Genomic DNA, 12,537 nt, shown 5'->3' with positions numbered 1-12,537 from the left:
AGGCGTGTAACCAAACTGTAATGATCGCCTTCCGCGTTTACTCGGAGGGCCGTTTTGCGTTATACTGTGCATAACGGAGTTTCATGCAATGAAACGGAGATGAACCCGAAAATGGAAGAAGAAAAGCGAACCGTCCGCGCGGTGGAGCGGGCCCTCGACATCTTGATCTGTTTTACTTCGAAATCCGAGTGGGGGCTGTCGGAAATCGCCTCGGAGGTCGGGTTGCATAAAAGCACGGTGTTCCGGCTGATGGCCACGCTCGAGGACCGGGGGTTCGTCATCCGCGACGAAGCGACGGAGAAGTACCGGCTGGGACTCCGGATACTCGAGTTATCGTCCAATTTGTCGAGGGAAGGCGATCCGTCCGTCGTGCTGCTGCCGGGGATGGAGCGGCTGCGGGACGAGATCGGGGAAACGGTGAGCTTGTACGTGCGCGACGGCAACGAAAGGGTGCGGATCCAGGCGGTGCAGAGCGCGCAGGCGATCCGCCGGGTGGCGCCCGTCGGCGCGAGGATGCCGCTTTCCGTCGGCGCCTCCAGCAAGGTGCTGCTCGCGTTCGCCGAAGAGCCGGTGCGCAAGGAAGCGATGGCGGACCCGGCTTGGCCGGCGTCGGTCGATCGCGCCGCTTACGTCCGCCAGCTCGACGAGATCCGGGCCGCCGGCTACGCCACCAGCTTCGAGGAGCGCGAGCCCGGCGCGGCGGCGGTATCCGCGCCGATCTTCAACCGCGCGGGCAAGCTGGCCGCGGCGCTCGCCGTGTCGGGACCGTCCAACCGGCTGACGCCGGACGTCATGCACCGCCACGCGCCGGCGATCATGGAAGCCGCCCAGCGGATGGGCAAGCTGCTGGGGTAATGGGCCGTTAAGTTTGCATCGACGGACCGTCCATAAACGATAACGCGGAGACGATCCAAGCGATTCTCATGGCGGCGGAAGAAGAGCAGTCCCCGTGGTGATCCAAATCGGCCAGCGCGTCATCCACCATATCGGGCTCGAACCGATGAAGGCCATGATCGACGTCCTGGCTGCGATCTATTTTCTGTTTCCTTGGACGGTATACGGGGCCGCCCATCTTTCCTTTGCCGCCCAGAAAGACCTCGCGGTCGGCATCACGCTGTCGGCGATTCTCCCGCTCGGCGTCGCTACGTTCCTCCTCGTTGTCCCGCTTCGGCGGATGACGGGCGGAACTTTTTTTTGGGATTTTAGATTGACAGGCTGGGAATGGCCGGTATAGACTTCGATTAAACCGACTTATTTGCTAGGAATAAATGTAAGCATTTTATTTGGAGGATGATCCCATGGCAGAAGAGAGACAGCTTCAACCCGAAACGCTGGCGGTACACGCCGGCCAGCAGCTGGACCCCGCTACCTTGTCCCGCGCCGTGCCGATTTACCAGACGACTTCCTACGGCTTCCGCGATACGGAGCACGCGGCGAACCTGTTCGCCTTGAAGGAATTCGGCAACATCTATACCCGCATCATGAACCCGACCTCGGACGTATTCGAGCAGCGCGTCGCCGCGCTGGAGGGAGGAGTCGGAGCGCTGGCGGTTTCTTCCGGACAAGCCGCCATCACGTTCTCGATCCTGAACATCGCCAGCAGCGGGGATGAGATCGTCTCGTCCTCCACCCTGTACGGCGGAACGTACAACCTGTTCTCGCACACGCTGGCGAAACTCGGGATCACCGTCCGTTTCGTCGATTCCAGCAATCCGGAGAATTTCCGCAGCGCGATCAACGGCAAGACGAAGGCGATTTTCGCCGAGACGATCGGCAACCCGAAGGGGGACGTCCTCGATGTCGCGGCCGTAGCCGCCATCGCCCATGAGAATGGGGTTCCGCTCATCGTGGACAATACGTTCCCGAGCCCGTACCTGCTCCGTCCGATCGAGCACGGGGCCGACATCGTGATCCACTCCGCCACCAAGTTCATCGGCGGGCACGGCACGTCCATCGGCGGCATCGTCGTCGACGGCGGCAAGTTCGACTGGAAAGCAAGCGGCCGTTTCCCCGGCCTGACCCAGGCCGATCCGAGCTACCATGGCGTCGTCTACACGGATGCCGTCGGTCCGCTGGCCTACATCATCAAAATGCGCGTGCAGCTGCTTCGCGACATGGGCGCGGCGCTCTCGCCGTTCAACTCCTTCTTGCTGCTGCAAGGGCTCGAGACGCTGCACCTGCGGATGGAGCGCCACAGCGAGAACGCGCTGAAAGTCGCCCGCTTCCTCGAGGCGAACCCGGCCGTGGAATGGGTCAGCTATCCCGGACTGGAGAGCCACCCCAACTACGGACTGGCGAAAAAATACTTGCCGAAAGGCCAAGGCGCCATCCTGACCTTCGAAATCAAGGGCGGCGTCGCGGCCGGCCGCAAACTGATCGACTCGGTCAAGCTGTTCTCCCATCTGGCCAACGTCGGCGATTCCAAGTCGCTGATCATCCATCCGGCGAGCACGACGCACCAGCAGCTCTCGGAAGCCGAGCAGGCTTCGGCGGGCGTCACTCCGGGCATGGTTCGCCTGTCCGTGGGCACGGAGTCGATCGACGACATCCTGTACGACCTGGAGCAAGCGATTAAAGCCAGCCAGGCTTGATTTGGACTCATCCGGCGCTTCCGGCGCTCGATATCCCGTTTTCCTGAGCGACGGGGATATCCCCTTCAGTCAGGAAAACAAGAAAAGGCCGTTCCGGCGGGCAGAGCCAACGACTCTGCAAGCGGAACGGCCTTTTCCTTACAACGCGTTAACGGCGGCTTCGATCTTGGCCAAAGCCTCCTCGAGCACGGAGCGGGGGGCGGCCAGGTTCATCCGCATGAATCCCGCGCCTTCCTCTCCGAAGCCTTTGCCCTCGTTCAGCGCCACCTTGGCTTTCGAGACCATGAAAGCCTTCAATTCGTCGGGCGCAAGTCCGAGCGGGCGGCAATCGATCCAGGCCATGTACGTCCCTTCCGGCATGACCATGGACAGCCGGGGAATCCGCCGGGTCAGGAAGTCCCGCAGGTACTCGGCGTTTCCCTTGATGTACGCCAGCACCCGGTCCAGCCACTCGTCCCCGTGCCGGTATGCCGCATCGGCCGCGGTCAAAGAGAACGGATTGATCGCCGTAAGATGGGCCTTTTCCATGAAGGTCTGAAACGCCTTGCGTTGCTCCGGATCCGGAATCAGAACGAAGGACATGGCCAGTCCGGCCATGTTGAACGTCTTGCTCGGCGCCATGCAGACGATCGTCCGTCCGGCCAACTGCGGCGCGGCGACGAGCAGCGGAGTATGGCGATGGGGGTTCAGCGCCAGATCCGCGTGGATCTCGTCGGCTACGACGATCAAGCCGAACCGCTCGCAGATCGCGGCCAGCTTTTCCAACTCCCCGCGGGTCCACACCCGGCCGACCGGGTTGTGCGGGTTGCACAGAAGGAGCATTTTCGCCCGGCTCGTTTCCGCTTTCGCCGCCAGGTCTTCGAAATCCATTTCGTATTTGCCGTCTACGAGCTTGAGCGGATTCATGACGGGCTCCCGTCCGTGATCCTGAACCGATTTGAAGAAGGGCGGATAGACCGGAGGCTGAATGATCACGCGGTCGCCCGGTTCCGTGTAAACCTGGACGCACGCGTTCAATGCGGTGACGACGCCTGGGGAAAAACAGATCCATTCCTGGTCGACGCGCCAGCCGTGCCGCCTCTCCATCCAACCGGCCACCGCTTCGTTCAAGTGCGCCGGCCGGAACGTGTAGCCGTATACGCCAAGCTCCGCCCGCCGCTTCAAAGCATCGATTACCGCTTGGGGACCTCGGAAGTCCATGTCGGCCACCCACATCGGCGTAAGGCTTTCTTCCCCGAAAACCTTCTGCGTCAGCTCCCATTTGACGGAGCCGGTCCCCGTCATGTCGATGATGCCGTCAAAGTCGCCTTTCACCGCTGCTTCCCTCCCGCGAGATTCCGATGAGCGTTTTTTGCCATTATGGTTGATCCTGGGCTGCGCCGGCTTTCGGCTGCAGCTTGCGAACGAATTCGAGTGCCTCCTTCAAGGTCGAGACCGGGACGAGCTTGGGCGAAAGCTTCAGGTCCTTGACGGTTTTCTCGGCGTCCTTCCAGTTGGAGAGGCCATTCGCTTTATCGTAAGGAACGAGGAAATAGTCCGCTTTCTCTTTATCGGCCGCCATCAGCTTATATTGGATGCCGCCGATCTGGCCGACGTTGCCGTCCGCGTCGATCGTGCCGGTTCCGGCGATGCGGTAGCCCCGGGTCAAATCTTCCGAGGTGAGCTGGGCCACGATTTCCAGCGTCATCATGAGCCCGGCGGAAGGGCCTCCGACGTCGTTAAAATCGAATTTGACCGGATCGGGCGGCGTCACCTTGATGACGCTGTTGTTCTGGAAGCCGACTCCGGTTTTCTTCGTTTGCGGCATGGAGATGAGCGGGACCGTGACTTTGAAGGGCTTGCCGCCCCGGGTTCCGGCGAGCTCCACCTTGTCCCCGGGTTGATGCGACGTAAGCGCGGCCACCAAGTCTTCCGCTTTGAGCGTGGTTTTGCCGTCGACGGAGGTGATGATGTCGCCTTCCTGAAGGCCGCTCTCGTCGGCTTTGGACTCGGGGAGGAAATGGACGACGATCACGCCTTTCTGCTCAACCGGGACCGTGCGGTCCATCGCCCCGTAAGCGGCCAGCAGGGCCGTCGCTTCCGAGCTGTCGCGCATCCAGGCGAGCAGGTTGCGATAAGCGGCCAGGTTGGTCGTGCCGCCGGTCGCCTCTTCCTGCGTATGGATATCCATGCGCGGATTCATCCACGCGTAGGCCAGCGAGAAGGCGTTGGGCTTGGAGTACGTGCTGACGGTCGTAAACAGGAAAGCGCCTTTTTCCTCCAGCTTGCGCCCGGTTTCCACCCGGGGATGGACGGGCTCGGCCGAGCCCGGTCCGTAAATGACGTAAGGCCAGGACAGGAATTGGGCGGCGCCCAGCGCAAGCAGAAGGAGCACGGCCGCGATAACGGGTAAATATCGCCGAATGAAGGACGGTTTGCGCGAGGCCAACGGCAAGCACCTCCGGATTGGTTGGGATGGGATGAACGGGAAATGTAACGGATGAGACCAAGCGTCAGGTTCCATTATAACCCACCTGGGCATGTCCGACCAAACGGCATCGAACGGGCTTTCGGCCGCGCGAAAAAGCCCTTCCTCCCCGGAGGGAGAAAGGGCTTTGGCGGCTCAAGCCTTATTTCTGGCCGGCCAGCATTTGGCGCAGCACCGTTTGCAGGATGCCGCCGTTGCGGTAGTAGTCCACGTCTACCATGGAGTCCAGACGGACGACGGCTTTGAAGTCGAACGTCGAGCCGTCTTCGCGCTTCGCGGTGACGGTGACGGTCTGGCCCGGCGTCACGTCGTTCGACAGGCCTTGAATCTCGAACGTCTCGCGGCCGGTGATGCCGAGCGACTTCCAGCTTTGACCGGGCTCGAATTGCAGCGGCAGCACGCCCATGCCGACGAGGTTGGAGCGGTGGATCCGCTCGAAGCTTTCGGCGATGACGGCTTTGACGCCCAGCAGGAACGTGCCTTTGGCCGCCCAGTCGCGGGAGCTGCCCGTGCCGTATTCTTTGCCGGCGATGACGACCAGGTTCGTATCGCTGTCCTGGTACTTCATCGAAGCGTCGTAGATGGACATCACTTCGCCCGTCGGCAGGTAGGTCGTCACGCCGCCTTCCGTGCCCGGAGCCACCTGGTTGCGGATCCGGATGTTGGCGAACGTTCCGCGCATCATCACCTCATGGTGACCGCGGCGGGAGCCGTAGGAGTTGAAGTCCTTCTTCTCGACGCCGTGCTGGGTCAGGTACAGGCCGGCCGGGCTGTCGGCCTTGATGTTGCCGGCCGGGGAAATATGGTCGGTCGTGACCGAGTCGCCGAGCAAGGCCAATACTTTCGCCGCGCGGATGTCCGCGATGTCGCCGGCTTCGGTGCCGAGGTTCGCGAAGAACGGCGGATTGGCGATGTAGGTCGACTTCGGATCCCATTCGTAAATTTCGCCTTCCGGCACCGCGATCTCGTTCCAACGCTTGTTCTGCGTGAAGACGTGCTCGTATTTGTCGCGGAACATTTGCGGATTGAGCGCGCCGGCGATCGCTTGCTGGATTTCTTCGTTGGTCGGCCAAATGTCTTTCAGGTAGACCGGCTGATCGTTCTGGTCATAGCCGATCGGATCGTTCGCCAGGTCGATGTTGACCGTGCCGGCAAGGGCGTAGGCGACGACGAGCGGCGGGGAAGCGAGGTAGTTCGCTTTCACCTGCGCGTGGACGCGGCCTTCGAAGTTCCGGTTGCCGGAGAGCACGGCGGCGACGGTCATGTCGTTGTCCGCGATCGCTTGGCTGACTTCGTCCGGCAGCGGGCCGGAGTTGCCGATACAGGTCGCGCAGCCGTAGCCGGCGACGTAGAAGCCCAGCTGCTCCAGGTAAGGCAGCAGGCCGGCTTTCGTCAGGTAGTCGGTAACGACCAGGGAGCCCGGGGTCAGCGAGCTTTTCACGTAGCCCGGTTTCTTCAGGCCGCGCTCGACGGCTTTCTTCGCCACGAGGCCCGCGCCCAGCATGACGCTCGGGTTGGACGTGTTCGTGCAGCTCGTGATCGCCGCGATGACGACGGCGCCGGTCGTGAGCTTGCTCGTTTCGCCGTTCGGATGTTTGACGTCCGCGGTTTGCGCGATTTTATCCTCGGACAGGCCGTAGCCGCCCTTGTCGATCGGCATGCGGACGATTTCGTTGAACGACTGCTTCATCGCGGTCAGTTCGACGCGGTCCTGCGGGCGTTTCGGTCCGGCGAGGCTCGGCACGATCGTCGACAGTTCCAGCTCGATCACGTCGGAGAAGACCGGATCCGGCGTGGCGTCCGTGCGGAACATGCCGTTGGCTTTATAGTAGGCTTCGACCAGTTCGATTTGCTTCTCTTCGCGGCCGGTGAGACGCAGGTAGTTCAGCGTTTCCTGGTCGACCGGGAAGAAGCCGATCGTCGCGCCGTACTCCGGCGCCATGTTCGCGACCGTCGCGCGGTCGGCGAGCGAGATATTCGAGAGGCCGGGGCCGAAAAACTCGACGAATTTGCCGACGACGCCCTTCTTGCGCAGCATTTGCGTAACGGTCAGCGCGAGGTCGGTCGCGGTAGCGCCTTCCGCCAGTTTGCCCGTCAGCTTGAAGCCGATGACTTCCGGCATGACGAAGTAGAGCGGCTGGCCGAGCATGCAGGCTTCGGCTTCGATGCCGCCGACGCCCCAGCCGACGACGCCCAGGCCGTTGATCATGGTCGTGTGGGAGTCGGTGCCGACGAGGGAGTCCGGATAGACTTCCGTTACGCCGTCTTTGTTTTTCGTGGCGGCGACGGACGCGAGATACTCCAGGTTGACCTGGTGCACGATGCCGGTCGCCGGGGGAACCGCGCGGAAGTTATCGAACGCGGTTTGCGCCCAGCGCAGGAAGCGGTAGCGTTCCTCGTTGCGCTGGAATTCGATGTCCATGTTGTAGTTCAGCGCGTCGGGGCTGCCGAAGGCGTCGACCATGACCGAGTGGTCGATGACGAGGTCGACCGGCACGAGCGGGTTGATCCGCTTCGGGTCGCCGCCGGCTTTCTTCACGGTGTCGCGCATGGCCGCCAGGTCGACGACGACCGGCACGCCGGTGAAGTCCTGAAGCACGATGCGCGCGGGGATCAAAGGAATTTCTTTGTCCACGCGGCCTTCCGCCCAGGAAGCGAGCTGCTTGACGTGTTCCAGCGTGATGCCGCGGCCGTCGAACTGGCGGACGGCGGCTTCCAGCAGGACTTTCATGGAAAAAGGCAGTTTGGATACGGGGCCCAGGCCTTGCTCTTCCAGAGCTTGCAAGCGGTAGTACCGGTAGGATTGACCGGACGACTGCAGGTCGGCTTGGACATTGTACGGCAGGTTGGACAAGTGGTTCAGCCTCCTTGCGATGGTTCATGTTTCATTCTGTGAAACGCGATTTCATAATAACATTTCCGATATCCAGTATACTCGCTCGAGGCCGTGCCGTAAAGCCTTTTTGCCTGCGGGAACGCCAAAAAGCGTCTTTCTCCCGTTTTAGAATCCGCATCTTTCGGGGAATCATCCGGTCCGTTCCTGGAATGGTTCGGCATGGAGGGACGCTCCCGCGAATAAAATGAAACGACGCGGTTTTGGCCGGAAAACGGGCGGAAGGGGGCGGATTCGATGCCGGAATCCATCATAAGGGAGGCCGATTGGAAAAACGCCTTGTTTGCGTACGTCAGTTCGGTCAACGAGGCGGGTTTGCGGGGGGACGACGATTTCCTGAGCAAGGTGAAGGACCCCGCGCACCGCAGGCGCCTATCGGCACGGTTGTCCGAGTCGTTGCGCCGCGAAGCGGAAAGGGGGATCCGGGTGTCGCGCTCCGAGGTGCGGACCCGGATCGAGCGCCGTTTCGGCGGCGGCAAAGACGTTGCCGTCGACGTGTCGATGCACGTCGTCCGGACTTGCGAGCAAAGGGGAATCTCGTGGCAGGAGGAACGGGTGGAACGGGAACGGATCCGTTTCGTGTTCGCGGCCGGCCGCTGGGAGATCGATACGGCGGAACCGCTGGCGGGGGAAGGCATGCGGCGCGTTCATGCGCCGGTTCCCGAAGACGATCCGGAGGAGCTGTTCGAACGCAGGGACGCGATGCCTTCCGTACCTTTGATCCACGTTGGGCCGCAGCGGGGCAACCGTTCCAAGGTGTATGCGGGAGGCGGTCCGGACGGAGCTTACGGATACGACCCTTATCGGCGAGGGATCCCTTATCGGCGCGCGGAGGCCGTGGCTTACGCCGAAAGATGGTGGAACGAGATGAATCCCGCATATGAGGGATTCGAGGTGAATTGCACGAATTATGTCTCCCAGTGTCTCTTTGCAGGCCAAGCGCCTATGAACTATACTGGGAAAAGGGAATCGGGCTGGTGGTATAAAGGCCGCCTGAACGGCCGCGAATGGTGGAGCTTCAGCTGGGCGGTCGCCGACGGCCTGCAGCGGTTTTTGTCGCTGCCGCGCGGCTACGGGCTGCGGGCGGAAGCGGTGGATTCCCCCGACTGGTTGCAGCTGGGGGACGTCATCTGCTACGACTGGGACGGCTACGGACGATTCGGACATAACACGATCGTCACCGCGTTCGCTCCGGACGGCACGCCGCTCGTCAACGCGAATACCGTAAGCAGCCGGCACCGCTATTGGGATTACCGGGATTCATACGCTTGGACGGGGAAAACCCGGTACCGTTTTTTCCATATCGCCGATGAGTTTTAAAAGACAGAGATCCGGAGGGTAACCATGGGGAGCAAAATCCGCGTCGGCCTCGTGTACGGCGGAAGATCGGGAGAGCACGAAGTGTCGCTGCAGACCGCGCTCGCGGTTTTGAAGGCGTTCGATTACGACAAGTATGAACTCATACCTTTCTATATCACGAAACAAGGGCAATGGCGCTCCGGTCCGCTGCTGACCGCGCCTCCGGCCGCCGTCGCCGAGCTGCAATTCGGCGGCTCCGCGCAAGGCGAGAAGATGTCGGGGGCTGCCGGGATTTCCGCGCTGCAGCCGATCTTGCGCGGCATGTCCGAGCGGATCCTGGCGGAGCGTGCCGATGCCGCGGCGAACGACGGCCGGCCCGTCGACGTCATGTTCCCGCTGCTGCACGGCACGTTCGGGGAAGACGGGACGATCCAAGGGCTGTTCGAAATGGCTGGTTTGCCCTACGTTGGAGCGGGCGTGTTGGCTTCGGCCGTCGGGATGGACAAGGTCGTGATGAAGACGTTGTTCGCCCAGGCCGGCTTGCCCCAGGCGGCGTATAGGCACTTCACGCGATTCGGCTGGAAAGAGAACCGGCAGGCGAGAATCGCCGAAATCGAAGAACTCGGCTACCCCTGCTTCGTCAAACCGGCCAATCTCGGATCGAGCGTGGGCGTGTCGAAAGCACGCGACCGGGAAGAGCTCGAAGCTGCCGTGGAGACGGCGCTCCGCTACGACCGCAAGGTCATCGTGGAAGAGTTCGTCGATGCCCGGGAGATCGAGGTCAGCGTACTGGGCAACGACGAGCCCCGGGCATCGGTGCCCGGCGAGATTCGCAGCTCGAACGAATTCTACGACTATAAAGCGAAATACGTCGACGGCAAATCCGTCATGGAAATCCCGGCGAACCTTCCGCCGGAGGTGGCGGAGGCCGTCCGCACGATGGCGGTCCGCGCCTTCAAGGCGATCGACGGCTCCGGCTTGTGCCGCGCCGATTTCTTCCTGCGCCGCAGCGACGGCCGGCTGCTTATCAACGAGGTGAACACGATGCCGGGTTTTACGCCGTTCAGCATGTACCCGCTGATGTGGAAGGAAACCGGCCTGTCGTACCGGGAGCTGCTCGATACCTTGATCCGCCTGGCGTTCGAACGCTTCGAGGAGAAGCAGTCGATCGATTACGGCGGTGGGGAGTAACGTATAGGCGTGATGGTACCTCGTGAATAAAGGAATTCAGTTCCTCTATTTCGTAGAATCCGCCATGCACCGCTCGAATAACGGAACAGAGTTCCTTTATTTAGCGGAAACTGCCATGCGCTGCTCGAATAACGGAGCAGAGTTCCTTTATTTAGCGGAAACTGCCGTGCGCCGCTCGATTAACGGAATAGAGTTCCCCTATTTCACGGAAACATCCATACGCCGCTCAAATAACGGAACAGAGTTCCGTTATTTTTTTTATTTTATACCGGGTCCAGCGTTGTTCTCCCGAAGCAGGTTCGAGTAATCGCAAGTCCACCATTTCCCGAAGAATTTTGCGGACGTGTTTGTTGCTTAAACCCGTGGTATCCATCGCATCCGCAGGTGTGATCGGTTTTGCCGCACGTATGGCAAATCTCAAGATCTCCTTCTGATAGACGGATAGTCCCTTCCAATCCGCACTCTCCTCCCCGTACCATCGCTCCAGCATCCGGCGCAACGTTCTGCGGCAGTGTTCAGGATCTTCCCGAATATCGTCCGTGGAGAAACGGAGGATGTTCCAGCCCTTCAGCGCGATCGCGTTTTGCCGCCGGCGTTCTTTCTTGAAGCTGTTGCGGTCGGCATCCCGGGCATGCGGATTGAATCCGTCGGACTCCAGATCGGTCGGCCCAGGATCGCGAAGATAGGCGAAATCCAGATAATAGTAGTTGCCATCCTCATCCACGACCTCGTATTCCGGGTGCAGGTGTTCGAAGCTTCCGACTACGGGCCGCCAAATATGCTCCAGAAGCAGCTTTTCTCCATAACCGTGCCCTTCTTTCAATCGCCGCAAACGTTCGCCTTTCCGCCGCGATAAGTGCATGTCCATCCATTTCCGATACTCCGTTTCGAATCCGCCATGTCCATCCCTCCCCAAAAAATAACCGCCCCCGGCTATTGATGCCGAGGGCGGTGTGCTTCACGCGCCTGATTGCGGATGATTTATCGACTCCAGTCTACATTTTGCCAGTTGGGGGATCAAGACAATTCTGAGCGATTGGGTTATCCGGCTAAGATGTTGTTGGCGAAGGAGGATGTGCCACGATTTCACCGGCAAACGGGATCCTGAGCCAACCGCTATCGCCGATTCATTCGGCCGCATCCAATCTTGATGACGCGGGAGCGGCAGATGTTTTCGGCGGCTCGGCGAAATATTCGACGAGAAAGTCCCGGAACCGGCGGGCCGCCAAGGACAGGTAACGTTTGTCCTGCCACGCCAGATTGAAAGCCCGATGCCACGAGGGCTCTTCGATCCGCACCTGCCAAAACGGCTGCTTCGCCTCCTGCCTGCCCGGCACGAGCGCGACGCCCAATCCGGCCTGCACCAGCTCCGCCAGCGCCGACGGTTCCTCGACCTCGCATACCACGTTGCGCCGGATCCCCGCTTTCTGGCAGAACGCGTCGTTGGCGCCGCGGAAGGGATGCCCCGCCCGATACTCGATGAACGGCTCGCCGGCCGCATCCGCCAGCCGGATGCTCCCCGTGCCTTCGAATCGGTGCCCGGGCGGCACGGCGAGCAATATTTCCGCGTTCAATACGGCGATCTCCCGGATCCCCGGCCGGTCGAGGGGCGCGGCCGTGAAACAGAGATCGGCCTCGCCGGATTCCAGCAGGCGGACCATCTCCTCCGTCGAAGAGGGGGCAACTTGCACGATTCGGAAATTGACTTCCGGGTGCCGCGCGCGGAAAACGCCCAACGAATGGGTTACGCGGTGCAGCGTATTCGTCGCCAAATGAATGCTTCCCCGCTCCATGCCCGCCAAATCGGCCACCTCTTTCCGACCCTCCTCCAACGCCGCCAGCGCGGTGTCTACTTTTCCTAGAAACGCCCTGCCGAACGCGTTCAGCCGGATTTGCCGATTCGTGCGGTCGAACAGCGGAACGCCCAAATCGGACTCCAGGCGGGCGATCGTTTTGCTAAGCGCGGGTTGGGCGACGCGCAGCTCCTCCGCCGCCTTCGTCATATGCTCCAGTCGGGCCACCGTTTGGAAATATTGCAGCTGCAGGAGCTCCATTCAACATCCCTCCGAACGTCAGAACGATATACCTGAAGTTAT

General features: G+C 61.2%; 10 protein-coding genes. 5 read left to right on the top strand and 5 right to left on the bottom strand.

The window, feature by feature from the left end; all coding sequences use genetic code 11:
• The first annotated feature begins 111 nt into the window (after positions 1 to 111).
• The 3 genes from PTZ19_RS18850 (at position 112) to PTZ19_RS18840 (ending at position 2,591) form a co-directional block, all read left to right on the top strand.
• Positions 112 to 855: an IclR family transcriptional regulator gene (locus PTZ19_RS18850; RefSeq protein WP_276356680.1), complete on the top strand. Its 744-nt coding sequence runs from the start codon at positions 112 to 114 to the stop codon at positions 853 to 855.
• Positions 856 to 949: 94 nt separating this feature from the next.
• Positions 950 to 1,234 (top strand): hypothetical protein, encoded by a 285-nt coding sequence (locus PTZ19_RS18845; protein ID WP_276356678.1) that lies wholly within the window; start codon positions 950 to 952, stop codon positions 1,232 to 1,234.
• 64 nt (positions 1,235 to 1,298) lie between these two features.
• Complete coding sequence (locus PTZ19_RS18840; RefSeq protein ID WP_276356676.1) at positions 1,299 to 2,591, top strand: homocysteine synthase; 1,293 nt, start codon at positions 1,299 to 1,301, stop codon at positions 2,589 to 2,591.
• 138 nt (positions 2,592 to 2,729) lie between these two features.
• Here PTZ19_RS18840 and PTZ19_RS18835 read toward each other — a convergent pair whose 3' ends face one another.
• The 3 genes from PTZ19_RS18835 to acnA form a co-directional block, all read right to left on the bottom strand.
• The gene (locus PTZ19_RS18835; protein ID WP_276356674.1) at positions 2,730 to 3,905 is read right to left on the bottom strand and encodes a MalY/PatB family protein; all 1,176 of its coding nucleotides are present in this window, start codon (positions 3,903 to 3,905) and stop codon (positions 2,730 to 2,732) included.
• 43 nt (positions 3,906 to 3,948) lie between these two features.
• Positions 3,949 to 5,019, bottom strand: a complete 1,071-nt coding sequence (locus PTZ19_RS18830; protein ID WP_276356672.1) for a SepM family pheromone-processing serine protease — start codon at positions 5,017 to 5,019, stop codon at positions 3,949 to 3,951.
• 181 nt (positions 5,020 to 5,200) lie between these two features.
• The gene (acnA, locus tag PTZ19_RS18825) at positions 5,201 to 7,912 is read right to left on the bottom strand and encodes an aconitate hydratase AcnA (protein ID WP_276356671.1); all 2,712 of its coding nucleotides are present in this window, start codon (positions 7,910 to 7,912) and stop codon (positions 5,201 to 5,203) included.
• Between the two features lie 276 nt (positions 7,913 to 8,188).
• Between acnA and PTZ19_RS18820 the strand changes: the two genes are divergently transcribed.
• Together PTZ19_RS18820 and PTZ19_RS18815 are read left to right on the top strand one after the other, a co-directional pair.
• Entirely contained in the window at positions 8,189 to 9,271 is a 1,083-nt protein-coding gene (locus PTZ19_RS18820) for an amidase domain-containing protein (protein ID WP_276356670.1), read from the top strand.
• 24 nt (positions 9,272 to 9,295) lie between these two features.
• Positions 9,296 to 10,441, top strand: a complete 1,146-nt coding sequence (locus tag PTZ19_RS18815) for a D-alanine--D-alanine ligase (protein WP_276356668.1) — start codon at positions 9,296 to 9,298, stop codon at positions 10,439 to 10,441.
• A 226-nt stretch (positions 10,442 to 10,667) separates the two neighbouring features.
• Here PTZ19_RS18815 and PTZ19_RS18810 read toward each other — a convergent pair whose 3' ends face one another.
• Positions 10,668 to 11,309, bottom strand: coding sequence for a DNA-binding response regulator (locus PTZ19_RS18810; RefSeq protein WP_276356667.1), 642 nt, complete (start codon positions 11,307 to 11,309; stop codon positions 10,668 to 10,670).
• Positions 11,310 to 11,568: 259 nt separating this feature from the next.
• Positions 11,569 to 12,495, bottom strand: a complete 927-nt coding sequence (locus PTZ19_RS18805; RefSeq protein ID WP_276356666.1) for a LysR family transcriptional regulator — start codon at positions 12,493 to 12,495, stop codon at positions 11,569 to 11,571.
• Positions 12,496 to 12,537 lie beyond the last annotated feature (42 nt).

Source organism: Cohnella caldifontis, from assembly GCF_029360585.1.
Taxonomy (GTDB): Bacteria; Bacillota; Bacilli; order Paenibacillales; family Paenibacillaceae; genus Cohnella; species Cohnella caldifontis.
The sequence above is the reverse complement of the archived record's forward strand: the minus strand, read 5'-3'. Positions and strand labels throughout refer to the sequence as shown.

What these genes read in the sequence shown, in the direction of transcription:
- PTZ19_RS18850 (WP_276356680.1), top strand. Translation starts at nt 112, where the DNA reads ATGGAAGAAGAAAAGCGAACCGTCCGCGCGGTGGAGCGGGCCCTCGAC.
- PTZ19_RS18840 (WP_276356676.1), top strand. Translation starts at nt 1,299, where the DNA reads ATGGCAGAAGAGAGACAGCTTCAACCCGAAACGCTGGCGGTACACGCC.
- PTZ19_RS18820 (WP_276356670.1), top strand. Translation starts at nt 8,189, where the DNA reads ATGCCGGAATCCATCATAAGGGAGGCCGATTGGAAAAACGCCTTGTTT.
- PTZ19_RS18815 (WP_276356668.1), top strand. Translation starts at nt 9,296, where the DNA reads ATGGGGAGCAAAATCCGCGTCGGCCTCGTGTACGGCGGAAGATCGGGA.
- PTZ19_RS18810 (WP_276356667.1), bottom strand. Translation starts at nt 11,309, where the DNA reads ATGGACATGCACTTATCGCGGCGGAAAGGCGAACGTTTGCGGCGATTG.
- PTZ19_RS18805 (WP_276356666.1), bottom strand. Translation starts at nt 12,495, where the DNA reads ATGGAGCTCCTGCAGCTGCAATATTTCCAAACGGTGGCCCGACTGGAG.